The sequence below is a fragment of the Stenotrophomonas sp. 21LCFQ19 genome (genome assembly GCF_056861425.1).
In genome coordinates this window covers 114,922-137,813 of the sequence record NZ_JBSPUF010000013.1, presented here as the reverse complement: position 1 = coordinate 137,813, position 22,892 = coordinate 114,922, and the positions used below count along the sequence as shown (strand labels likewise).

General features: G+C 65.4%; 19 protein-coding genes. 8 read left to right on the top strand and 11 right to left on the bottom strand.

Features of this window, described 5'->3' with window-relative positions; genetic code table 11:
• Positions 1 to 118: 118 nt before the first annotated feature.
• Positions 119 to 1,951 (bottom strand): ABC transporter ATP-binding protein, encoded by a 1,833-nt coding sequence (locus AC13FW_RS15200; protein WP_482989632.1) that lies wholly within the window; start codon positions 1,949 to 1,951, stop codon positions 119 to 121.
• A 208-nt stretch (positions 1,952 to 2,159) separates the two neighbouring features.
• The gene (locus AC13FW_RS15195; protein ID WP_482989647.1) at positions 2,160 to 3,701 is read right to left on the bottom strand and encodes a serine hydrolase; all 1,542 of its coding nucleotides are present in this window, start codon (positions 3,699 to 3,701) and stop codon (positions 2,160 to 2,162) included.
• A 139-nt stretch (positions 3,702 to 3,840) separates the two neighbouring features.
• Between AC13FW_RS15195 and AC13FW_RS15190 the strand changes: the two genes are divergently transcribed.
• The 3 genes from AC13FW_RS15190 (at position 3,841) to AC13FW_RS15180 (ending at position 6,287) form a co-directional block, all read left to right on the top strand.
• Positions 3,841 to 4,269, top strand: a complete 429-nt coding sequence (locus AC13FW_RS15190; protein ID WP_482989631.1) for a VOC family protein — start codon at positions 3,841 to 3,843, stop codon at positions 4,267 to 4,269.
• Positions 4,270 to 4,492: 223 nt separating this feature from the next.
• Complete coding sequence (locus AC13FW_RS15185) at positions 4,493 to 5,320, top strand: DUF72 domain-containing protein (RefSeq protein ID WP_482989630.1); 828 nt, start codon at positions 4,493 to 4,495, stop codon at positions 5,318 to 5,320.
• 46 nt (positions 5,321 to 5,366) lie between these two features.
• A complete protein-coding gene (locus AC13FW_RS15180) occupies positions 5,367 to 6,287 on the top strand; it encodes a DMT family transporter (protein ID WP_482989629.1) in 921 nt (306 codons plus the stop codon).
• A 163-nt stretch (positions 6,288 to 6,450) separates the two neighbouring features.
• On the opposite strand, the gene AC13FW_RS15175 is transcribed toward AC13FW_RS15180, so the two are convergent.
• The 4 genes from AC13FW_RS15175 to AC13FW_RS15160 form a co-directional block, all read right to left on the bottom strand.
• The gene (locus tag AC13FW_RS15175) at positions 6,451 to 7,515 is read right to left on the bottom strand and encodes a GGDEF domain-containing protein (protein ID WP_482989628.1); all 1,065 of its coding nucleotides are present in this window, start codon (positions 7,513 to 7,515) and stop codon (positions 6,451 to 6,453) included.
• An 80-nt stretch (positions 7,516 to 7,595) separates the two neighbouring features.
• Positions 7,596 to 8,318 (bottom strand): pseudouridine synthase, encoded by a 723-nt coding sequence (locus tag AC13FW_RS15170; RefSeq protein WP_282266718.1) that lies wholly within the window; start codon positions 8,316 to 8,318, stop codon positions 7,596 to 7,598.
• Between the two features lie 54 nt (positions 8,319 to 8,372).
• Positions 8,373 to 9,998, bottom strand: coding sequence for a sensor domain-containing diguanylate cyclase (locus AC13FW_RS15165; protein WP_343229786.1), 1,626 nt, complete (start codon positions 9,996 to 9,998; stop codon positions 8,373 to 8,375).
• A gap of 239 nt (positions 9,999 to 10,237) precedes the next feature.
• Positions 10,238 to 12,199: a DEAD/DEAH box helicase gene (locus tag AC13FW_RS15160; RefSeq protein WP_482989627.1), complete on the bottom strand. Its 1,962-nt coding sequence runs from the start codon at positions 12,197 to 12,199 to the stop codon at positions 10,238 to 10,240.
• 195 nt (positions 12,200 to 12,394) lie between these two features.
• Between AC13FW_RS15160 and AC13FW_RS15155 the strand changes: the two genes are divergently transcribed.
• Positions 12,395 to 12,652 (top strand): RNA-binding S4 domain-containing protein, encoded by a 258-nt coding sequence (locus tag AC13FW_RS15155; RefSeq protein ID WP_296251787.1) that lies wholly within the window; start codon positions 12,395 to 12,397, stop codon positions 12,650 to 12,652.
• A 236-nt stretch (positions 12,653 to 12,888) separates the two neighbouring features.
• On the opposite strand, the gene ubiM is transcribed toward AC13FW_RS15155, so the two are convergent.
• From ubiM to AC13FW_RS15140, 3 genes are all read right to left on the bottom strand, one after another.
• Complete coding sequence (ubiM, locus tag AC13FW_RS15150; protein WP_482989646.1) at positions 12,889 to 14,067, bottom strand: 5-demethoxyubiquinol-8 5-hydroxylase UbiM; 1,179 nt, start codon at positions 14,065 to 14,067, stop codon at positions 12,889 to 12,891.
• A 145-nt stretch (positions 14,068 to 14,212) separates the two neighbouring features.
• Entirely contained in the window at positions 14,213 to 14,773 is a 561-nt protein-coding gene (locus AC13FW_RS15145; protein WP_482989626.1) for a DUF4019 domain-containing protein, read from the bottom strand.
• Positions 14,774 to 14,852: 79 nt separating this feature from the next.
• Positions 14,853 to 16,010, bottom strand: a complete 1,158-nt coding sequence (locus AC13FW_RS15140) for a COG3904 family protein (RefSeq protein WP_296251791.1) — start codon at positions 16,008 to 16,010, stop codon at positions 14,853 to 14,855.
• 165 nt (positions 16,011 to 16,175) lie between these two features.
• Between AC13FW_RS15140 and AC13FW_RS15135 the strand changes: the two genes are divergently transcribed.
• From AC13FW_RS15135 to AC13FW_RS15125, 3 genes are all read left to right on the top strand, one after another.
• Positions 16,176 to 17,666 (top strand): DNA-3-methyladenine glycosylase 2 family protein, encoded by a 1,491-nt coding sequence (locus AC13FW_RS15135; protein ID WP_482989625.1) that lies wholly within the window; start codon positions 16,176 to 16,178, stop codon positions 17,664 to 17,666.
• Positions 17,663 to 18,175, top strand: coding sequence for a methylated-DNA--[protein]-cysteine S-methyltransferase (locus AC13FW_RS15130; RefSeq protein ID WP_482989624.1), 513 nt, complete (start codon positions 17,663 to 17,665; stop codon positions 18,173 to 18,175). The genes AC13FW_RS15135 and AC13FW_RS15130 overlap by 4 nt, the downstream gene beginning before the upstream one ends.
• 106 nt (positions 18,176 to 18,281) lie before the next feature.
• A complete protein-coding gene (locus AC13FW_RS15125; protein ID WP_482989623.1) occupies positions 18,282 to 19,532 on the top strand; it encodes an alkaline phosphatase family protein in 1,251 nt (416 codons plus the stop codon).
• A gap of 95 nt (positions 19,533 to 19,627) precedes the next feature.
• Here AC13FW_RS15125 and AC13FW_RS15120 read toward each other — a convergent pair whose 3' ends face one another.
• Together AC13FW_RS15120 and AC13FW_RS15115 are read right to left on the bottom strand one after the other, a co-directional pair.
• Entirely contained in the window at positions 19,628 to 19,807 is a 180-nt protein-coding gene (locus AC13FW_RS15120; protein WP_296251805.1) for a 30S ribosomal protein THX, read from the bottom strand.
• Between the two features lie 106 nt (positions 19,808 to 19,913).
• A complete protein-coding gene (locus AC13FW_RS15115) occupies positions 19,914 to 20,330 on the bottom strand; it encodes a MerC domain-containing protein (RefSeq protein ID WP_282266698.1) in 417 nt (138 codons plus the stop codon).
• A 137-nt stretch (positions 20,331 to 20,467) separates the two neighbouring features.
• Between AC13FW_RS15115 and AC13FW_RS15110 the strand changes: the two genes are divergently transcribed.
• Positions 20,468 to 22,666, top strand: coding sequence for a TonB-dependent receptor (locus AC13FW_RS15110; protein WP_482989622.1), 2,199 nt, complete (start codon positions 20,468 to 20,470; stop codon positions 22,664 to 22,666).
• The last annotated feature ends 226 nt before the right edge of the window (positions 22,667 to 22,892 follow it).

Sequence of the window (22,892 nt, the reverse complement as noted above, 5' to 3'; positions counted from 1 at the left end):
TCCGTGGGGGGGGGGGTGTGGGGGGGCCCCCCCCCCCCGCCCGCCCCGCCCCCCCCCCCCCCCCCCCCCCCCCCCCCCCCCCCCCCCCCCCACTACCGGAAACCCGCTACCGTGGGCATCAGCCCTCGGCGGCCACAAAGCCGCCGGTCTGCCGCGCCCATAGCCGCGCATACAACCCGCCTGCGGCAACCAACTCCGCGTGCGTGCCGGTCTCAACGATCCGGCCCTGATCCATCACCACCAATCGATCCATGCGCGCGATGGTCGACAGACGATGGGCGATGGCGATGACGGTCTTGTCGCCCATCAGTTCATCGAGGCTGTCCTGGATCGCCGCCTCAACCTCTGAATCCAACGCCGATGTTGCCTCATCGAGGATCAGGATCGGTGCGTCCTTCAACAACACCCGGGCAATGGCGATGCGCTGGCGCTGGCCGCCGGAAAGCTTCACGCCGCGCTCTCCAACATGGGCGTCGTAGCCTTGCCGGCCCTGTCCGTCGACCAATGAATCAATGAAACCTTCGGCGCGTGCCTTGGCCACCGCAGCGCGCAGCTGCGCTTCGCTGGCATCCGGACGGCCGTACAACAGATTGTCGCGGATCGAGCGATGCAGCAGCGAGGTGTCCTGGGTAACCACACCAATCTGCGCACGCAGGCTGTCCTGGGTGACATTGGCGATGTCCTGCCCATCGATCAGGATCTTGCCGCTCTCGAGGTCATACAGCCGCAGCAGCACATTGACCAGAGTGGACTTGCCCGCGCCTGAAGGCCCGACCAGACCGATCTTCTCACCCGGTTTCACCGCCAGGTTCAAGCCAGCCATCACCCCACCGCGCTTGCCGTAGTGGAAGTGCACGTTCTGGAAGTCCACCGCACCCGCGGTGACCAGCAACGGCTTGGCATCGGACGCGTCCTGCACGCTCAGCGGTTGGGCGATGGTTTCCATGCCGTCCTGCACCGTGCCGATATCCTCGAAGATGCCGTTGATGGTCCACATGATCCAGCCGGACATGTTGTGGATGCGGATCACCAGGCCAGTCGCCAAGGTGATTGCACCAACGCTGATCAGGCTGTCCTGCCACAGCCACAAGGCCAGTGCACAGGTACCGACGATCAGGAAGCCATTGAGGATGGCGATCACCATCTCCAGCCCGGTGGTGATCCGGGTCTGCGCGCGGTGCTTCTCGACCAGCTCCTGGATGGCCTCGGCGACATAGCGCTGCTCATGTCCGCTGTGTGCGAACAATTTCAGCGTGGCGATATTGGTATAGCCATCGACGATGCGGCCCATTGCCCGCGAGCGCGCGTCCGATGCAATCCAGGCGCGATGCTTCATGCGTGGCACGAAATACACGCCAATCCATACATAGGCCGCCAACCAGACCGCCAACGGCAGCATCAGTCGCCAGTCAGCCTGCGCGAACAGATACAGCGCGCTGCCGGTATAGACCACGATGTACCACAGCGAGTCCACCATCTGCACCGCCGACTCACGCAGCGACGTGCCGGTCTGCATCACCCGGTTGGCAACGCTGCCGGCGAAATCATTCTGGAAGAAACTCAGGCTTTGCCGCACCACATGGTTGTGCATCAGCCAACGCGAGCGGTTGCTCAGCCCCGGCACGATCGACTGGTTGACCAGCAGATTGTGCAGGGCCACCAGCAGCGGACGCGCCAGCAGAGTGATGGCGGCCATCCATAGCAGTTCACCCGCATGGCGCTGGAAGAAACCAGGCCCCGCGCTGTCGGCCAGCATGTCGACGATGCGGCCGAGGAAATCGAACATCGCCACTTCCACCAAGGCCAGCAACAGGCCTGCGATCAGCGTCGCCAACAGCACCGGCCACACCGGGCGCAGGTAATGCAGGTAGAAACGGACCACGCCGCGCGGCGGCGTGCGGGTATCCAGCGGTGGGAAAACGGGAATCAGGGATTCGAACCAGCGCAGCATCGCCACGGCCTGTAAAACCAGAACAGGCCGCGATTGTCCCATCGCGGCCTGTGTTGTGCCTGTCTATGCGATGTATGGCTGTATCAGCTGCGAGAATCACCGGATTGCGGGAGGGGGTCAGCCGCGAAGCTGACACTGTTTACAGCCCTGATCAACTGCCAGCCGATAATCCATCTGCTTCGCGGCTCATGCCGCTCCCACAAACCCGTCAATCCGCCTTTGGCTTCAGCAGCAGGTCCTGGAAGTCGAAGCTGAAATCGGTCAGCGAGGACACTGCCTGCATCCGCACCTCACGCACCTTGCCGTCCGGATCCAGGCTGAAGTTGACGAAAGCATCGGCGTTGAGCGAGCGGTTGTCCCAGCGCACGATGAAGGTGTCGTGCTGCCAGTGCTCCATCGTGCCGATCAGATCGGCCGTCGCACCAAAACGCAGGCGCAGCTTGCCGCCCTGCTGCTCGACGAACACGTCGCCGTACCAGGTATCGCCATAAGTGCCCGCATACTTCGCCAGCGGCAGCGATGGCTTGCTCTTGGCATCGCGCGCCGCCACATGCTTGTCCCAGCCTTCATCGGCATTGCCCTGCGCCTTGGCCACGCCAGCAGCATACGCAGCCACCCAGTCATTACCCTGCGCGCCGAGCATGGCGTCGAGCACGCTCATGGTGATCGCGTTGAAGGCGGCGCCGGATTCCTGGTTGGTCAATACCACCACGCCCAGGTTCTGCTCGGGCACCAGGGTCAGCCGCGACACCTGGCCCGGCCAGCCGCCGGTATGCCAGACCAGCTTCTGCCCGCGGTAGTCGCTCAGGCTCCAGCCCTCGCCATAACCAGCAAAGTTCGGCCGTGCCGGCGCCAGCTCGGGCACCGACGGCTTCGGCACGACCTGCGGGATCTGCATCTGCCACATCTGCTGCTGGGTCTTCTCGGTGAACAGCGGCGTGCCATCGGCAAGCTTGCCTTCGGCCAGCTGCACGTTCATCCACTTGGCCAGGTCATGCACGCTGGAATAGATGCCACCGGCACCGGCGTTGTTCGACCAGGTCAGCGGCGGCACCGGCCGCAGGTCCTTGAAGTCGTACTTGGCGTGACCGACGGCGGCCTTGTCGCCAGGCAGCAGATGGTCGGCGTTGTAGCGGGTTTCGCTCATGCCAACCTTGTTGAAGATGCGCTGCTGCAGGAAATCGGCGAACGACTGCCCGGACACCTTCTCGATCACCTGCTGGGCCACCGCATACAGGATGTTGTCGTAGGCATAGCGATCACGGAAACCATTCTTCAGCGGCACCTGCGCCAACCGCGCGACTACTTCCGCATTGCTGTAACGGGTGGTCGGCCAGAACAACAGGTCGCCTGCGCCCAGGCTCAGCCCGCTGCGGTGCGAGAGCAGGTCGCGGATGCGCATCTCGCCGGTGACGTAGGGGTCGGACATGCGGAACGACGGCAGATGATCGACCACCCGGTCATCCATCTTCAGCTTCCCCTCTTCGGCCAGCAGGTTCAGCGAGGTGGCGGTGAAGGCCTTGGTATTGGAAGCGATCGCGAACAAGGTATCGGCCTGCACCGGCTCGGGCTTGCCCAGTTCACGCAGGCCCCAGCCGCGCTCCAGGAGCACCTTGCCATCCTTGACCACGGCCACCGCCACGCCCGGCACGTCGAACTGCTGGCGCACGCGCTCGACCGTGGCATCCAGCTGCTGCAGTTCCGTCGGCACTGCCTCCTGTGCGGAGGCCATCGGTGCCACCACGCCCATCGCGAGCACCAGCCCGCTTCCCAACCAACTATTCAAAGTGCGCTCCTGTGTGGATCGGTGCCAGCGCCGCGCCGGCCTTCTCGCGATGGTAACGCGAGCGCGCCCACTCTCGCCTTTCCACAGCTGCCCATACGCGACCATGGACCTCGCCGCCCGCACCACCGCCACCATCATTCCCTGCCTGCGCTACCGCAATGCGCCAGCCGCCATCGAGTGGTTGTGCACGGCCTTCGGCTTCCAGCGCCATGCGGTGTACCAGGATGGCGATGTCGTCCATCACGCGCAGCTGGTGTTCGGCAACGGCATGATCATGCTCGGCTCGGTGCAGCCCAGCGAATGGGGCAGCAACATGATCCAACCCGACGAAGTGGGCGGCATGGAGACGCAGAGTGCCTGCGTCATCGTCAGCGATGCCGACGCACACTACGCGCAGGCCAAGGCCGCCGGCGCGGAGATCGTCATCGACATCGCCGACCAGGACTACGGCGGCCGCGGCTATGCCTGCCGTGATCCGGAGGGTCACCTGTGGTGGTTTGGCAGCTATGACCCGTGGGCACCCAGCGTGTAGTGGGGGGGCCCGGGGGGGGGGGGGGGGGCGGCGGGGGGCCGCGCGTGAGCGGGCGGGCCCCCCCCCCCCCGGGGCGTGCCGAGCCATGCTCGGCAGAGGCCTTACACGTAGCGCCTGAGATTGCCGGCAAGGCCCCTGCCGAGCATGGCTCGGCACTACCTTGTGCAGGTACATTGTCGGCTTCGCGGCCTGCGCCGCTCCCACAAAACACCGGGGCATTGTCTTGAACGATCTGTTTTCCAGCCCAGCGCATGCGCCCGGTGTGCATATCGGCATCGGTGGCTGGACCTATGTGCCGTGGCGCGGTGGCACCTTCTATCCGGTTGGTCTGGTGCAGCGGCGTGAACTGGAATACGCCAGCCAGCAGCTGACCAGCATCGAGATCAACGGCACATATTACGGCGCGCAGAAGCCGCATATCTATGCCGCCTGGCGCGATGCCACACCAGAGGGCTTCGTGTTCTCGGCCAAGGCGCCCAAGCGTATTGTCACTGCGCGCAAACTCGCCGGCAGCGGCGGGCAGATCGAGGACTTCATCGATGGCATCAGCCATCTCGGCGATCGGCTTGGGCCGCTGCTGTGGCAGTTCGACGCCGGCCGCACGCTGGACCGCGAGGATCTCGCGGCATTCCTGCAATTGCTGCCACAGCAGGTCAACGGCCGTCGCCAACGCCATGCCCTGGAAGTTCGCGATCCCGGCTGCTTCGATGCCGAGCTGGTGGCGCTGATCCGCCAGCACGGCATCGCGCTGGTCTATACCGACTCCGCCGCCTATCCCAACGCTGCCGACTTGTCCGGCGACTTCGTCTATGCACGCCTGATGGGCAGCCGCGACGAGCACGCTACCGGCTATCCGGCCAGTGAGCTTGCACCATGGGCCGATCGCGTCCGGCGTTGGCGCAACGGCGAAGATGCAGCCGATCTGCCGCATCTGGCCGCGTCATCTGCAGCCGCCGCACCGCGCGAAGTCTTCCTGTACTTCATCAGCGCCGCCAAGCACCGCAACCCGGCAGCGGCACGCGAACTGCAGCGGTTGATCGACGCAAACTGAAGCCCGTGGCGCGGCGCAAGCGTCCGGCATCGGCGACAATACAGCGATGCCTACCAACGACACCCGCAAAGCCCTGCTGCAGATCCACTTCTGCGTCCTGCTATGGGGCGTCACCGCCATCCTCGGCAAGCTGATCACCCTGCCTGCGTTGCCACTGGTGTGGTGGCGGATGTTGCTGGTGGTGGCGATGCTGGCGCTGCTGCCACGGGTCTGGCGCGGGCTGTCGGGCTTGAACCCGCGGCTGGTGCTGGGCTATGCCGGCATCGGCGCACTGGTAGCACTGCACTGGCTTACCTTCTACGGCGCGGTGAAGCTGGCCAATGCCTCGGTTGCGGCCACCTGCATCGCGCTGGCGCCGGTGTTCACCGCCATCATCGAGCCGTGGATCGCGCGCCGTCCGTTCCAGATGCGCGAATTGGCGCTGGGCGTGGTGGTGCTGCCCGGTGTCGCATTGGTGGTTGGCGGCGTGCCCGATGGCATGCGCTTGGGCGTGGCGGTCGGTGCCGCGTCCGCATTGCTGGTGGCGCTGTTCGGCTCGCTCAACAAGCGCATGGTCGGCCACGCCGATCCGCTGACGGTCACTGCGGTGGAGCTGGGTGCAGGCACCTTGACCCTGACCCTGCTGGCGCCCGTCATGCCGCTGTTGCTGCCGGCGCTGGCCAGTGACCTGTGGGTGCTGCCCAACCTGCACGACGGCCTGTTGCTGCTGGCCCTGTCCGGCCTGTGCACGCTGCTGCCGTTTGCCTTGGCACTGGTCGCACTAAGGCATTTGAGTGCCTACACCACGCAGTTGGTGACCAACCTGGAGCCGGTCTACGCGATCGTGCTGGCAATGCTGTTCCTCGGCGAGCAGCATGAGTTGACGCCACAGTTCTATCTGGGCGTGGCGATCATTCTCGGTGTTGTGTTCCTGCATCCGCTGTTGAACCGCCTGCGGCCGGCTACGGCAAGCACCGGCCAGGCCTGATCGCTAGCCGTCATGTAGCCCGGGTAAGCGCAGCGCACCCGGGGCTCGCCTCAGACACCTACCGAGCGCTTGGGCCAACGACGTCGTATGGACGGACTATGCTGGCCGCGCGGCCATTTGATTCCCGGGTGCGCTGCGCTTACCCGAGCTACGGCAACTCGGCTCAGCCCGCCACAACCACCCGATCACGGCCCTCGGCCTTGGCCTGATAGAGCGCGGCATCGGCACGGCGCAGGGTTTCGCCTGGGGCGTCACCTGCGCGGTGCACGGCAAGGCCGATACTCACCGAGATCGGCGGGCCAATCGGCAGCATGCCCACCGACTCACGCAGGTATTCGCATTGCAGCTCGGCTTGTTGCAGCGGTGTATCCGGCATCAGGATGACGAACTCCTCGCCACCATAACGCGCGGCCATGCCGCGCGCGGCAAACTGCGACTTCAGCACGCTGGACAGCTCGACCAGCACCCGATCACCTTCGGTATGGCCATGGATATCGTTGACCAGCTTGAAGTGGTCGATATCAACGATGGCCACCACCGGCGCAACCTCACCTGCACGTCCGATCGCTTCCGTCAGCGCAGCGGACAGCGCGCGGCGATTGGGCAGCCCCGTCAGCGGGTCCGTACGGGTCTGCTCGGACAGCTCCACATTGAGCTGCTCCAGCTGCTGGTAGTACTCGAGCAGGTGCGCCTCGTACCAATCGTGCTCGGCCTGGTGATGATCGATCTCGATCCGCAGCAGGCGCATTTCCATCATCCGGCTGACCTGCCGCGACAGCGCGCGCAATGCCTCGGCCTGTGGGGTGCCCAGCTGCGCCGGCACCGAATCGAACACGCACAGCGAGCCCAGTGCATAGCCATCGCTGCTGAGCAGCGGCGCACCGGCGTAGAAGCGGATATGTGGATCACCCAACACCGAGGGGTTGCCACTGAAACGCTGATCCTGGCGCGCATCGGCCACCACGGTCAGTTCCTGCGGCTTGAGGATGGTGTGGGCGCAGAACGCCTCGTCGCGCGGGGTCTGTTCACCGTCCAGGCCCTGCAGGGCCTTGAACCATTGCCGGTCGCGATCAATCAGGGTCACCGCGCCCATCGGCGTACCGCAGATGGTGCGGGCGATGGTCACCAGGTCATCGAACTCCTGCTCGCGTGCGGTATCCAGCACCCGGTAGCGCTGCAGCGCGGCAATACGTTCGGCTTCATGGGCAGGCAATGCGGGCTTGATCATGCACGGGTCCAAAGCGGCAGGATGGAGGCGCAGCAGAGTCTAGCGGCTCACCGCGCAAGGCGCGGTGAGCGTGTCACATTTCACCACTGCTGCTGTTGCGGCAGCAGCCCGCGCAGCTCCTGCTCGCTCAGGTTGCGCCATTGACCGGGCTTGAGCGCACCGATCTTGACGTTGTCGATGCGCACACGGCGCAGCTGGGTGACGCGATAACCGAACTCGGCCGCCATCAGACGGATCTGGCGGTTCAAGCCCTGCTCCAGGATGATGCGGAAACCGTACTTGGCAATGCGGCTGGTGCGGCACGGCAAGGTCATCTCGTTGTGGATGCGCACACCGCGCGCCATACCGCGCAGGAACTCGTCGGTGACCGGCTTGTTGACGGCTACCAGATACTCCTTCTGGTGGCCGTTCTCGGCACGCAGGATCTGGTTGACGATGTCGCCGTTGCTGGTCATCAGGATCAGCCCTTCCGAATCCTTGTCCAGGCGACCGATCGGGAAGATGCGCTGCTCGTGGCCGACGAACTCGACGATATTGTCCTTGACTGCGCTCTCGGTGGTGCAGGTGATGCCTACCGGCTTGTTCAGCACGATATAGACATGGCGGCGGCCGGTGCTCTTCTGCACCGCACGGGCGCGCAGCGGCTGGCCGTCCACCTTGACCTCGTCGCCCTCGCCCACGACCGCGCCGGTGCCGGCGACGATGCCATTGACGGTGACGCGACGGGCGGACAGCAGGCGATCGGCCTCACGGCGCGAACAGAAGCCGGTTTCGGCAATGTGCTTGTTGATTCGGATTGTCATCGGCGAATTATCCGCCATCACCCGCGGCCGGAACAGCGCGGCCGGATTGCCTGTTCAGGGCACTTCCCGGATATCGCGCGCATCCACCACCTGGTCCCGGCCGCTGCGCTTGGCCTGGTACATGGCATTGTCGGCCCGCCGCAGCAGCCCGGCCACGTCATTGTCGCGGTACTGCAGCTCGGCAAGACCAATACTGGCAGTGACCACCAGGCCTTCATGCTTGAGCCCGCGCGCCTGTACGGTGAGTTTTTCGCGCAGCTGCTCCAGCCGCGGACGCGCCGCGTCAGCGCCGATTCCCGGCAGCAGGATCAGGAATTCCTCGCCGCCCATGCGGATCACGTCGCTGCGGCTGCGCACACCGGTCAACAAGGTATTGGCCACCGATATCAGCACCTGGTCGCCGCCATCATGGCCATAGTTGTCGTTGATCTGCTTGAACAGATCGATGTCCAGGAAGCCAATCGACAGCGGCAGCCCGCCAGCCTTGGCCTCGCGCAGATAGTGGTCGAGCTGGCGCAGGCCAGCGCGGCGATTTGGCAGGCCGGTCAAGGTGTCGGTATCGGCAAGCTCGCGCATCTCATCGCGTTGCTGTCGCAACTGGCTGAGGCTGCGATTGAGGGAGTAAGCCGCCATCATCAGGAACCAGGTAACCGAGACCTGGATCGCCTCGACCCGGAATTCCACCAGCAGGCGGTTGTCCATCAGGTCGGCCAGCGCCATCACCAACAGCGGGATCGCAGCCACCAGCCCATCCAGCGCCTGGAAGTTACGCCGCCGCAACGCAACGATGGCAATGCCTACCGAGGTCATGCAGATCAACGTGAAGAAATCGTCCAGCGCCACCGCCATCCACGCCAACAACGGCCAAGGCATGAACGGCGCGGCCAACGCGACCAGCGCCAGCACGACCATCAGCCCCCGCATCCACGGCCGCGAGCCGCGCAGCACACGACGACCACCGCACATCCGCCACAGCACCCAGCCCATCACCGCATAGCTGAGCGCTGATACCGAGACCATCCATACCGGCGCATGGCCATCCACAGGCAGCCACGGCTCTGGATAGCCACTGAGTCCACTCAGCACCGCCTGCCACACCACCAACAGACCGCAGACCAGGGTATAGATCAGGAAATCACGCCCGCGTGTGGTGGCAAACCCCATCAATGCGGACAGGGCCAAGGCCAGCGCAATCGCCACGCAGGCGGTGCGTACCACCAACCGCAGGGTGTCCTGCTGCTGCAGCGGGCTGGGCGCGGCCAGGTGCACGGTGGGAATCCAGCGCGGCTTCAGCGGCGACTCCCAGGCCACCCGGATCGGCTCCACAGTACCCTGCTTGGGCACCACCACCAGGCCAACGCCAGCACGGAAACGTGAGTCGCGGGTGCGGGCATCCTGCATATCGCCGCAGACCTGGCGGTCGCCGTGGAAAATCATCACCTCGCCGGCAAACACATTGAATACACCCACGCCTTGCGGCGCACCGGACCATCCCCCCTCGGGCGCAGCAATTTCAATCGCGGGGCGCATCCGCGCCAAGGCTTCGGCGCTGCAGGCACGCAAGGGCGCCTGTTCGGAGGTTGCGCCGCCGGCAATCAGGAAGTCACGGTCTACCTGCAGGGGTTGGGCAGCGCCGAGCAACGGCCACAAAGCAAAGAACGCCGACAGCAGCAGGAGCACGGCCCACTTATGCCTGACCTTGCCAGCATTTGCCCCTCCCCCTACTGCCATGAGCCTCCCTCTCGCGTTCCCCGACGCGGATAAGGGTCATTATCGCAATAACCCGACGCGAGCAGTAAGTGAAGACGGTCGCGGCTTGAACTTGTCGTCCCATCCGGTCCCGGTCGCCCGACAAACGGTCAAAAACAGACAACCCCGGCATTGCCGGGGTTGTCTGTTCACGCTTTGGACGGCCTGGATCAGTAGTTGCGCGGGCCGCGCGGCTTGAAGCCACCCGGACGCGAACCACCAGGACCGCCCGGACGCGGGCCGCGCGGACCCGACGGACGGCCGCCCGGCTTGCCGTCACCCTTGTCGAAGCGCGGCTTGAACGACGGCGCAGCGGCGCCGTGATCCTCACCCGCCTCGACCTTGCGCATCTGCAACTGCTGGCCCGACACCCACACCTTCTTCAGGTGCTGCAGCACGTCGGTCGGCATATCGGCCGGCAGATCCAGCACCGAGTGACCGTCATGGATGTCGATGCGGCCGATGAAGCGGCTTTCCAGACCGGCTTCGTTGGCGATCGCGCCGACGATATTGGCCGGCTTCACACCATGGGTGTGGCCGACTTCAATGCGGTAGGTCTCCATGCCGAATTCCGGCGCGCTGCGCGGCGGCATCTCGCGACGCGGACGCGACTCGAAATCACCCTCGCCACGCGGCGGACGCGGTGCGCGCTCGCCGTCGTCATGGCGCGGTGCACGCTCGAAACGCGGCTCGAAGCGGGCCGGGCGATCACCACGGTCACCGCGCTCGTCACGGCGATGGAAGCCGCCGTCACGCGCCGGACGCTCGCTGCGCTCGAACGACTGCTCGCGGCGCTCACGCACCGGCGGGGTCAGCAGGAACGGCGAATCGCCCTGCAGCAGCTTGGCCAGCGCAGCGGCAATATCGATGGCCGGCACGTTGTGCTCGCCTTCGTAGCGCTGCAGCAGGTCGCGGTAGAAATCCATGTCGCCGGCAGCCAGGGTCTGGCTGATGCGCTCCATGAACTTGGTCACGCGGTGATCGTTGACTGCGTCCACGCTCGGCAGCTGCATTTCTTCGATCGGCTGGCGGGTAGCGCGCTCGATCTGGCGCAGCATGCCCTTCTCGCGCGGGGTGACGAACAGGATCGCCTCACCGCTGCGGCCAGCACGGCCGGTACGACCGATACGGTGCACATAGCTTTCGGTGTCGTACGGGATGTCGTAGTTCAGCACGTGGCTGATGCGCTCCACGTCCAGACCACGGGCGGCCACGTCGGTGGCCACCAGGATGTCGAGCTTGCCGTCCTTCAGCATGGCGATGGTGCGCTCACGCTGGGCCTGCTGCATGTCGCCATTGATGGCGGCAGCGGCCAGGCCACGCGCCTGCAACTTGGTGGCAAGCTCCTCGGTACCGGCCTTGGTACGCGCGAAGATGATCATCGCGTCGAAGGGTTCCACTTCCAGGATGCGGGTCAGCGCGTCCAGCTTGTGCATGCCCGCCACCCACCAGTAACGCTGGCGGATATTGGCCGAGGTGGTGGTCTTGGAAGCGATGGTCACTTCCACCGGCTCACGCAGGTAGGTCTGCGCGATGCGACGGATCTGCTGCGGCATGGTGGCCGAGAACAGCGCGACCTGACGGGTTTCCGGCAGCTTCTTGAGCACGGCTTCAACGTCGTCGATGAAGCCCATGCGCAGCATTTCGTCGGCTTCGTCGAGCACCAGCGTCTTCAGCTCGGACAGGTCCAGGGTGCCGCGATCGAGGTGGTCGATCACGCGGCCCGGGGTGCCAACCACGACGTGCACGCCGCGGCGCAGGGCCGACAGCTGCTGACCGTAGGGCTGGCCGCCGTACACCGGCAGCACGCGGAAGCCCGGCATCGACGCCGAATAGGTCTGGAACGCCTCGGCGACCTGGATGGCCAGTTCGCGGGTCGGGGCCAGCACCAGCACCTGCGGCTTGGTGGCGGAAAGATTGATGTTGGACAGCACCGGCAGCGCGAAGGCGCCGGTCTTGCCGGTGCCGGTCTGCGCCTGGCCGAGCACGTCGCGGCCTTCCAGCATTGCCGGAATGGTGGCAGCCTGGATCGGCGACGGGGTCTCGTAACCGACTTCGGCCACTGCCTTCATCACAGGCTCGGATAGGCCGAGATCTGCAAACAGCAGCGGCGCGGGGGTATCTTGGGACATGGTAACTCCGGGGGCACCGCCGCGAACGGGCGGGCGAAAAGACGCATATTGTGCGCTCTAAACAGCTCAGCTGTCGCGCATGGCTTGATTTGCGTTCAGCTTACGAACACAACCGGCCGCCGCTTGGCCCCTGTTGGAGCACCCGCACGGGTCGCCGATGGCGCACAATAGCACTCGTTTTTATCCGTGAACACCATGCAGACCATCGAATTTGAACTTGACCGCGATTACGTGGAACTGAAGCAGCTGCTGAAACTGGCCGATCTGGTCACCAGCGGCGGCGAGGCAAAAATGATCATTGCCGACGGCCAGGTCACCGTGGATGGCGTGGTGGAGCTGCGCAAAGCCTGCAAAATCCGCGGCGGCCAGCAGGTGGCGCTGGGCGACGTCCTGATCAACGTCCTCGCCGATCCGGACCCGAACCGCGCCGAAGAAGACGACGAAGACGAGTGATGTAGTGCCGAGCCATGCTCGGCAGAGGCCGTCCCAGCGCCACATCAGCGCTGCAGGAGCTGCTGTAGTGCCGAGCCATGCTCGGCAGGGGCTTTCCCGGCACCCGTCGGCGCCGCAGCGTTTGTAGGAGCGGCGTAAGCCGCGAAGCTCACACCCGATCCGGCATCGCGCCCTCGCCTGCTACCTCCACCGGCTTCGCGGCTTACGCCGCTCCTACAAACCCGCGAGCCCCCCCGCTACGCGCGCGCCTGGGTCAGATGCCCGGCAATCAACTTCCTGAACGGAACCACGCCCTGCGCGGCCCGCAAGGCCGCGCCGCGCAGCAAACGCGCCGGCAGCCGGCTGTCGTTATAGAGCCCGGCAATGGCATTGGTGGCTTCGTACAGCGGCCGCGTCGCCAACCGGTGGCCGCGCTGGTAACTGGCCAGCAGCCCGTCCGCACCGATATCGCCACCGCCACGCACCGCCTCCAGCAACAGCCGCGCCAGCCGTTGCTGGCTGTGCAGGCCAAAATTGAAGCCGTGCGCGGTGACCGGATGCATGCCGACCGCCGCATCGCCGATCAGGGCGTAGCGCTTGCCGACGAAACGGTGCGCATACACCCCCACCAGCGGATAGGCATGGCGCGTCCCTACCGGAGTCATCGCCCCCAGGCGACGTTCGAAGAAGCCGCTGACGGTGCGGCCGAAGTCAGCCTCATCCAGCGCCAGCAACTGCTGCAGCTGCTGTGGCGGCATGGTGATCACCGCCGAGGCCTGGTTGCCCGGCAAGGGCAGCATCGCCAAGGTCCGCTCGTAGCCGAACCACTCCCAGGCGGCGTGCTCATGCGGCCGCTCGCACTGCATCCGGCAGACCAGCATGGACTTGCCGAAGTCACGCATCTGCGCGCCGATGCCCATCATCCGCCGGGTCGCCGAGAAGCGGCTGTCAGCGGCGACCACCAGTCGCGCGCGCAGCTTACTGCCGTCACTCAAGCTGACCGTGCTGTACGCCTCGCCGGCATCGATTGCAGTGACCGAGCGCCCATCCAGCAGCTCCAGCCACGCCTGGCCCTGCACCGCCTCCCAGGCCGCACGCCGGATCAGATGATTGGGAATCAGCCAGCCCAGCTCATCGACGCCCTCGCCCTGCGCGGCGAAACCCAGCACGAACGGCGAGCTGCCATTCATCACCTTGGCACTGCGCAACGGCGAGATCTCGGCCGGATCGATGCGCTGCCACAGGCCCATGCTGCGCATGATCTGCCGCGAGGCGTGGGTCAGCGCGATTTCACGGCCGTCGAAGCTCGGCTCGGCCAGCGCAGCCTGCGCTTGTTGCTCGACCAGCGCCAACGACAGGCCGCTGCCTGCCAGGCTGCGGGCCAGACTCAAGCCGGCCGGGCCGGCTCCCACCACCACCACATCCACCTTGCGCATGCGCCACTCCGTTATGCCTACCGCAGGCAGGGTAAGCAGGCCGGTGTAAGGATTCATTGATCCAGATCAGCTTCCCGGCGATCAGTACGCAAACACGACGGGCGCCCAGCGGCGCCCGTGTGCGATAGCGGCGAAGCGATGGCGCTTAGTTGGCCGAGGCCGCGCGCACGCTATAGCCGGAGGTGCGCCACACCTTGTCTTCATCCAGGCGGAACGAGACCAGCTCGCGCACCGGCTGGGCATTGTTGGCAAAGCGGGTCGGGAAGCTGACGTTCAAGTAGATGCCTTCCGGCACCGAGGCACCGGCCGGGTATTGCACGCGGGTGATCGATGGCTTGCCACGCGATACCAGCGCGCCCAATTTGGCGCGGTCGGCATTGACGTTGTTGGCGAACACATCGCGGGTCACCGCCTTGCGCGCCACCGCCGAGGCACCGTCCCATACGGTGGCCGCCTGCTGGCCATCCACCAGTTGCGCCACCCGCTGCGCGGCGGCGGTCATCTCCGCATCCTGCTTGGCCACCTGCGCCTGCTGCGCAGCACTGAGCGCTGGCGCCGGCCGTGCGGCGGCTGATACCGCTGCGGGCGCGGGGGCGGCCGGGGCAGCAGCCCGCGCTGGCGCTGGGGCCGCAGCGGGTGTCTGCGCAAAAACGCCTGCAGCCGGTACGGCCAGGGACAGCACCATCAACAAACAACTGGGTCGCATAGCTCTCTCCATGACGCTTTCAGTTGAACGGAATGCCAATCCAATCACGGTTTACGGGCTTCCGCATCCTTTCATTTGTTCACTTTCGTGTACCGGAAGCACCCACCTGCGCACTGACGGCTGGCGCAGCTGCCGCAGCCGGCGCCACCACCGACTCCGCGGCACCGGTCGGGATGGCGGTCGGCATCGGCTCGAGCATGGCGGTATCGATTTCCGACAGCGGACTTTCCTCCGGGCAGACCTCATCCGGGAAGCCGAACTGCTCCTTCAACGCCTGCCCGCAGCGGTTGACCGCCTCCAGATCAGCACCTTCCACCTTGCACTCGCGGTCGAAGGCGATCAGGAAGGAATCCTTGCGGCGCACGAAGTCATCGCCGCACTTGCGCATCTGCTTGATGCGCTCCAGGTCATCCTGCACCGCATTGGTGCCGTCCAGCCCGTACTGCTTGAGCTCTTCGTTGGTCAGCACCCGCAGGCTGCGGTTGGGCACGGTCATCATCAGGTCGGCCACGCCCACCGCCACGCCGTTGCGCTGCAGGTAGTCCTTCACGTTGTCGTAGACCTCGTGCAGCTCCTTGTTCAACTCCGCACGCGAACTGGCGCTGGAGCTGATCCGCATCATGCGGTGGATGCCAACCTTGCCGGAGATCAAGCGGTTGTCGCCCGCCGCCAGCACGAACACGCAGGCACTGTGACAGACCGAACCTTCGCGCACCCAGATGGTCCAGCCAGACTCGCCGATGCTGTCACCGGCAACGATGGCTGCTTCCACCTGGCCGCCGCTGGAATCCAGATCCAGGATGCGCCGGCTGATCTTCATCGCGTCGGCCACTACCGCCAGCCGCGTCATCATCGCCGCGAACGAAGGATTGATCTTGCCGGCGTAGCGCACCCGCACCAGGCCGCGCTCCTTGCAGGGCTCAAGCGCCGTATCCATGCTGGCGCGGTCAAATGCAGCCAGTTCGGTGCCATCGCCGTTCTCGCCCGCATAGTCGGTGCCACAGCTGACCCAGGCCTTGCCGTTTTCCAGCAGCAGCTCGGGCCAGGGTTTGTCCTTGGCGGGCAACACCGGTGCCGGCGGGGCCGGCGCATCGGCGGCATTGATCGACACCATGTGGTCGCCATCGGCAGCCAGCGTGGCAGCAGGATCAGCCACGGGCTTTTTCTCGCCGGTCTGCGGATTGCAGGCCAACAGCCCGACGCACAACAACGGCGACCACCAGAACTTGGGCAACATGGAGAGCAATCAGGTCCGCGCGACGGCGCAGCCGCGCCAGGAAGGTGGACAGTCTAGTGCGCAACACCCACCCTGCCGCAACGTCCGATGAATCAACACAGCGTCACACGCATTGATGTCCGAAAATGGCCAGTACCGGCCGCCGGCCGCGCCTAGACTGGGCCCATGCAAAACCTCCTGATGCCCGCCCATGTGCAATGCGAACAAGCCCGCCTGGCGCGTGATGCGCGCTTTGACGGCCTGTTCTTCACCGCCGTGCGCAGCACCGGCATCTATTGCCGGCCGGTTTGCCCGGCTCCACCGCCCAAGCCCGAGAACGTCAGCTACTACCCGAGCGCCGCGGCCGCCAGCGCCGCCGGCTACCGACCCTGCCTGCGCTGTCGCCCCGAGCTGTCGCCGGATGACGCCAATCTGCTACAGGACCAGACCCTGCATCAGGCATTGGCCCTACTCAACGAAGGCATCCTGCAGGAGCAGCCAGCGACCGCGCTGGCCGAAGCGATGGGGATCAGCGCGCGCCAACTGCAACGGCTGTTCGTGGCCAAGCTCGGCGCGACGCCGGCGCAGTTGCACACCACCCGTCGTCTATTGCTGGCCAAACAGCTGCTGACCGAAACCGCGCTGCCGGTAACCCAAGTCGCGCTGGCCGCCGGCTTCAACAGCCTGCGCCGCTTCAACAGCGCCTTCCTCGAAGGCTGCGGCATGCCGCCGAGCGCGCTGCGCAAGCAGCATAGCGCGGTGGCCGGTGGCGAGCCCGTATTGCGACTGGCCTACCGACCGCCGCTGGACTTCCCGTTGATGCTGGCGTTCCTGCGCCGCCGCTCGCTGCCGGGTATCGAATGCATCGACGAAAGCAGCTACCAACGCGTGGTCGTCGCCAACGGCGTTGCCAGCCTGATCCGGGTCACCGCCGACCCCAAGCGCCCGGAGCTGCGCCTGCAACTGGGCACTACCGATCCACGCGCCATTCCTGCCATCGTCACCAAGGTGCGCAGGGTATTCGACCTGGATGCCGACCTGCGTACCGTCCATGCCGCCCTGGGCCAGGAACCCCTGCTCGCGCGCGGCATCGCCGAGCGGCCGGGCCTGCGCATTCCCGGCGGCTGGGACGGCTTTGAAGTCGCCGCACGCGCCGTGCTCGGCCAACAGGTCAGCGTCGCTGCGGCAACCACGCTGGCGCGGCGCCTGGTCGATCGCTTCGGCGAGCACCTGCCCGGCATGCCCGAAGGCCTGGACCGACAGTTCCCGGCACCGGCAACGCTGGTCGACGCGGCGCTGGAGAGCATCGGCCTGCCGCGCACCCGCGCCGCCACCCTGCGCGCAATCGCCCGCGCCTGCGCCGAACAACGGCTGGATTTCAGCCGCGCACAAACGCTGGAAAGCTTCGTGCAAAAGGCCACGGCCCTGCCAGGTATCGGCCCGTGGACCGCCCATTACATGGCACTGCGGGCGATGGGACTTCCCGATGCCTTCCCTGCCGGTGATCTGGTGCTGCAGCAGGTACTGGGCGAAGGCCAACGCCTGAGCGAGCGCGAAACCGAACGTCGCTCCCAGCTGTGGCGGCCATGGCGCGCCTATGCGGTGCTGCATCTGTGGCACCTGGCAGTGCCAACCGAACGAAAGAATTCCAAGGCAGCTACGGAGGCCAGCGCATGAACACCCTCTATTACGACCGTTTCGACAGCCCCATCGGCGCACTGACGGTCGCCGTCGACCAGGTCGGCGTACGCCACATCCTGTTCGTCGAAAACCGCCACGACGCCAAGGGCCGCGAACACTGGCAGCGTGACCCCGATGCGGTCGCCGAGCCACGCCGGCAGTTGCTGCAATACCTGCGCGGTGAACGCCAGGAATTCCAGCTGGAATTGGCGCCGGTGGGCACCGAATTCCAGTTGCAGGTCTGGCACACCCTGGCGCAGATTCCTTTTGGCGCAACCTGGAGCTACCGGCAGCTGGCCGAGCGCATTGGCCGCCCCACCGCGACGCGCGCAGTCGGCGCTGCCAATGGCCGCAATCCACTGCCGATCGTGCTGCCCTGCCATCGGGTAATCGGCAACAACGGCGCACTGACCGGTTTCGGTGGTGGGCTGCCGACCAAGGCAGCCTTGTTGAAACTGGAGGGCGTGCCCAGCGAAGGGGAGCGTGTGGCGGACCTGTTTGCCTGAGCGCCCCCCGGATGCGCTTTGCCAACCCGGGCCGCTAGCGCCCCTCCACGGGCAACATGGCTAAGGTTGTATTTGTACGGTCACCGGCCCGGCCTATCATTGCGGCATGACTTTTCTACGCATTCCGGCCACTGCATTGGCCTGCGCACTGCTTGCAGCCTGCGCCACCACGCCTTCCTCGCCCACCATCGCTCCGGAAGTACCGCCCACCGTATTGATGATTTCCATCGACGGCCTGCGCGCGGACAAGCTCAGCGAAGCAGACAGTCCCAACCTGATGCGTCTGGCCCGTGAAGGCGTACGCAGCGTCGGCATGCGCCCGTCCTATCCGGCCCTCACCTTCCCCAACCACTACACCCTGGTCACCGGCCTGCGCCCCGACCACCACGGCCTGGTGCACAACGCGATGAGCGCCGATGCACTTGGCGAATTCAAGGTCAGTGACCGCACCGCCGTACAGAACGCGGCCTGGTGGGATGGTGGCGAACCGATCTGGGTCAGCGTGCGCAAGGCCGGGCTCAAGAGTGCCACCTGGTCCTGGCCCGGCAGTGAAGCACCGGTGCGCGGCCTGCATGCCAATCAATGGCGCATATACGACGAGAGCGTGCCGCTGCCCGAGCGCATGAACCAGGTACTGGCCTGGCTGCATGGCGCGCCGGACGCGATCAAACCGCGTTTTGTTGCCACCTACATGGAGCACGTGGACAAGGCCGGGCATGAGCACGGCCCGGATTCGCCCGAGTACAAAGCAGCGTTGCAGCAGGTTGATGCCGCCGTCGGCCAGCTGGTCGACGGCATGCGCCGCGACGGCCTGCTCGACCACACCAACGTGATTGTCGTGTCCGATCACGGCATGGCAACGGTCAAGTTCGGCAATGCGGTGGCGATTGAGGACATGGTGCCGGCCGATGTCGCCAAGGTGGTGTCGGTGGGTCAGTCGGTAGGCTTCGCCCCGCTGCCGGGCAAGCAGGCCGAAGCGGAAAAGGCATTGCTCGGCGAACACGCGCATTACCAGTGCTGGAACAAGGCGCAGCTGCCGACGCGCTGGCATTACGGCAGCAACCCACGCGTGCCGGCCATCGTCTGCCAGATGCAGGAGGGCTGGGATGCAGTGACGCGTGACACCATCGCCAAGCGCCCGCCGGGCGATCGCGGTTCGCATGGCTACGACCCCGCGCTGCCGTCGATGCAGGCGGTATTCGTTGCCCGCGGCCCGGCCTTCGCGCAGGGCAAGCAGCTCACCGCCTTCGACAACGTCGACGTCTATCCGCTGCTTACCCGCCTGATCGGCATCCCGGCCCAGCCCAACGATGGCGATCCGCACGCACTGGACCAGGCGCTGCGCCAATCGAAGTGAGGTAGCCCGGGTAAGCGCAGCGCACCCGGGAACTATCACGAACACAAAAAAAGCGGCGCAATGCGCCGCTTTTCTGTAACCACTGCCTGGCTGGATCAGCCGGCCTTGGCGACGGTCTTCTTGGCAACAGCCTTCTTGGCGGCAGCCTTGGTGACGGTCTTCTTGGCGACCGGCGCAGCAGCGCCCACGGCCACCTTGCTCACGTGCGAGCGCGAATTGCCATAGCTGGCGTTGTAGCGCTTGCCCTTGGCGGTCTTACGGTCACCCTTACCCATGTCGTCAACTCCTTGGTTTGTAATCAGTTACCCCGTGCATGCACGGGTTTAGCGAGGCCACAATCAAGCGCCCTCGCGCATGGACAGGAAGCCTACCATGCGCCCCTCAATGTGCGCAGCTGGCGTCGTGTACATGCACGTGGTTCAAGCGCAGGTTGACCACATGTGCCAGGCCCACCAGTACGCCACCCAGGGTCATCACCACCGCATGCGGAACCTGCGAATGATGCAGTTCCGAATGCAACAGGCCCGCCCACAACAACAGCAGCCCAGGCACCAGCAGCAACAAGGCCATCAGCGCGCGGTGGCGCAGATAACCCCAGATCAGGCTGAACAGACCCAGCACGGTAACGAAGACGACGATGGTGAACTCGACGCCGTCACTGAGCCAGAACGACAGCCCCAGCGCCGGCGCCACCGCCAGCAATGCCGGCAACAACGCGCAATGCACTGCACAGATCAGGGATCCGGTTGCGCCAAAGCGATCGAGGAATTTGCGTAGTCCGTTGGGTTGGGTGGGCATGACTTCCAGCAGGGGCGGCAGAACGTTATGGAATAATATAACATTATTGTCCTCCCCGCCCTAGCCGCCTGCGCCAGCCCCTGCCGCCTCCGGTTCAGATTGCCACCCCAGTGATACACAGTAACAAAGGAATTCTCATGCCCTTCCCCCGTCACACCCGGCACCATCTGCTGTTCCTCGCCCTTGCCGCCGCCCTGCCCGCCGTCGCCAGTGCCGCCGATGATGACGCTGGGCAGAGCCATCACCTTACCGAATTGACCGCAGTAAAGGTCACCGCCTCGCCGTTGCAGGGCTCCGCCGAATCACTGGCGCGCCCGGTCGACGTCCTGGCAGGCGCCGATCTTGATGAACACAAATCCGGCACCTTGGGCGACACCGTGGCCAAGCTGCCCGGCGTGCAGAGCACCTTCTTCGGCCCCGGCGTCGGCCGCCCGATCATCCGTGGCCAGGAAGGCCCGCGCGTGGCTGTGGTGTCCAATGGCGTCGGCAACATGGACGCCTCCACCGTCAGCGCCGACCACGCCTCCGCCATCGAACCCTTCCTGGCTGACCAGATCGAGGTATTGAAAGGCCCGGCCACCCTGCTGTTCGGTAGCGGTGCCATTGGTGGCGCCGTGAACGTGGTCGATGGCCGTATCGCCAGCGACGTTCCGGACCGCCCGCTCAGCGGTCGCGCCGAAGTCCGCGGCAACTCGGTCAACAATGAGCGTAGCGGCATGTTCCGTCTGGACGGCGTCAGTGGCGACAACCTGGTCCTGCATGTCGACGGCCTGATCCGCAATGGCGATGACTACCGCATCCCCGGCTATGCGATCGACCCGCACGCGCTGGATGCCGATGGCCACGATGATCATGACGCCCACGACGAAGATGCCGGCACCCGCGGCCGCCTGGACAACAGCTCGACGCGCACCCGCGCCGGCGGCGTCGGTGCCACCTGGTTCGGCGAGAACGGTTTCCTCGGCGCCTCGCTGGGCACCTACCGCAGCAACTACGGCATTCCAAACGGTGCCCACGTGCACGCCGACGATGACCACGATCATGACCACGACGACCATGACCATGACCACGAAGAGGAAGGCGGCGAGCATGATGTGCGCATCGACATGGTGCAGAACCGCTTCGACCTGAAGGGCGGCCTGTACAACCCGACCGCGTTCCTGAAGAGCCTGACCGTGCGCGGCGGCTACACCGACTACGAGCACACCGAGCTGGAAGCAGGCACACCGTCCACCCGCTTCACCAACAAGGGCTTTGAAGGCCGCGTGGAAGCGGTGCAGCAGCCGCTGGCCGGCTGGGACGGCGCCTTCGGCGTGCAGTTCGGCAGCAGCGATTTCGGCGCCACCGGCGAGGAAGCCTTCGTACCGGGCACCACCACCGACACCATTGGTGCTTTCGTGCTGCAGGAAAAGCAGTTCGGCCCGTTCAAGCTGGAACTGGGTGCACGCCATGACCGGGTCAAGCTCGACCCGAACGATGCCCAGCGCAACCGCAGCTTTGGCGCGACCAACCTGTCGGCGTCCGGCATCTGGGCCTTGAACGATACCTTCGACCTGCGCTTCGGCGTGGACGCCTCCGAGCGCGCACCGACCAACGAAGAGCTGTACGCCGCCGGCGCCCACATCGCCACCCGCTCGCTGGAAATCGGCAACGCCAACATGGATACCGAGCGCGGTCGTCGCGTCGAGCTGGGCCTGCACGCGCATAACGAACGCTTCGACCTGCAGGCAGCGATCTACCAGACCAAGTTCAAGGACTTCATCTACCTGGCCGACACCGGCGTGGTCGAAGGCGGCCTGCCGGTGCGCACCTGGACCCAGAACGACGCCACCTTCAAGGGCGCCGAGGCAGAGGCCACCTGGCACATGCTGGAGAACGTAGCCGGTGACTGGGACCTGCGCGTGTTCGGTGACTACGTGAAGGCGGAATTGGACGGCAACGGCTCCCGCAATGTCGCCATCGCCGTGCCGCACGGTGACCACGCACACAACTACAACGTCGAGTTGGCCAATGGCGGCTACCTGCCGCGCATCGCCCCGGCCCGTGTTGGTGCCGACCTGCATTGGTCGCTGGGTGGCTGGCGCGCCTCGTTGGGTGCAGTGCGCTACGGCAGCCAGAAGGATGTTGCAGTGAACGAGGAAGCCAGCGCCGGCTACACGCTGGTGGATGCACACGTTGCATACCGCTGGGATCGCAATGGCAGCAACAGCTACGAAGTGTTCCTCGATGGCAGCAACCTGACTGATCGTGAGGCACGCCCACATACCTCGTTGCTGCGGGATTACTCGCCACTGCCGGGTCGTGGCGTGGCGTTTGGCATCCGCGCATGGTTCTAAGGGTTTGATGCTGGCTTTGGCTTTGGCTTTGGCTTTGGCTTTGAGCTTTGGCTCTGAGCTTTGGCTTTGGCTTTGAGCTTTGGCTTTGAGCTTTGGCTTTGAGCCTTGGCCCCTGCTCCTGTCTTTCCCCTCTCCCGCTTGCGGGAGAGGGGTAGGGGTGAGGGCAAGCTTCTGCTCCTGCATTTAGTTCTGCTTCTGCTTTTTGCTCTCCTGCTTAGCAACCTAG

Bases quoted from the DNA above. Each gene is read 5' to 3' on its own strand.
- AC13FW_RS15200 (WP_482989632.1), bottom strand. From the start codon at position 1,951: ATGCTGCGCTGGTTCGAATCCCTGATTCCCGTTTTCCCACCGCTGGAT.
- AC13FW_RS15195 (WP_482989647.1), bottom strand. From the start codon at position 3,701: ATGGGCGTGGTGGCACCGATGGCCTCCGCACAGGAGGCAGTGCCGACG.
- AC13FW_RS15190 (WP_482989631.1), top strand. From the start codon at position 3,841: ATGGACCTCGCCGCCCGCACCACCGCCACCATCATTCCCTGCCTGCGC.
- AC13FW_RS15180 (WP_482989629.1), top strand. From the start codon at position 5,367: ATGCCTACCAACGACACCCGCAAAGCCCTGCTGCAGATCCACTTCTGC.
- AC13FW_RS15175 (WP_482989628.1), bottom strand. From the start codon at position 7,515: ATGATCAAGCCCGCATTGCCTGCCCATGAAGCCGAACGTATTGCCGCG.
- AC13FW_RS15170 (WP_282266718.1), bottom strand. From the start codon at position 8,318: ATGACAATCCGAATCAACAAGCACATTGCCGAAACCGGCTTCTGTTCG.
- AC13FW_RS15160 (WP_482989627.1), bottom strand. From the start codon at position 12,199: ATGTCCCAAGATACCCCCGCGCCGCTGCTGTTTGCAGATCTCGGCCTA.
- AC13FW_RS15155 (WP_296251787.1), top strand. From the start codon at position 12,395: ATGCAGACCATCGAATTTGAACTTGACCGCGATTACGTGGAACTGAAG.
- ubiM (WP_482989646.1), bottom strand. From the start codon at position 14,067: ATGCGCAAGGTGGATGTGGTGGTGGTGGGAGCCGGCCCGGCCGGCTTG.
- AC13FW_RS15145 (WP_482989626.1), bottom strand. From the start codon at position 14,773: ATGCGACCCAGTTGTTTGTTGATGGTGCTGTCCCTGGCCGTACCGGCT.
- AC13FW_RS15140 (WP_296251791.1), bottom strand. From the start codon at position 16,010: ATGTTGCCCAAGTTCTGGTGGTCGCCGTTGTTGTGCGTCGGGCTGTTG.
- AC13FW_RS15135 (WP_482989625.1), top strand. From the start codon at position 16,176: ATGCAAAACCTCCTGATGCCCGCCCATGTGCAATGCGAACAAGCCCGC.
- AC13FW_RS15130 (WP_482989624.1), top strand. From the start codon at position 17,663: ATGAACACCCTCTATTACGACCGTTTCGACAGCCCCATCGGCGCACTG.
- AC13FW_RS15125 (WP_482989623.1), top strand. From the start codon at position 18,282: ATGACTTTTCTACGCATTCCGGCCACTGCATTGGCCTGCGCACTGCTT.
- AC13FW_RS15120 (WP_296251805.1), bottom strand. From the start codon at position 19,807: ATGGGTAAGGGTGACCGTAAGACCGCCAAGGGCAAGCGCTACAACGCC.
- AC13FW_RS15115 (WP_282266698.1), bottom strand. From the start codon at position 20,330: ATGCCCACCCAACCCAACGGACTACGCAAATTCCTCGATCGCTTTGGC.
- AC13FW_RS15110 (WP_482989622.1), top strand. From the start codon at position 20,468: ATGCCCTTCCCCCGTCACACCCGGCACCATCTGCTGTTCCTCGCCCTT.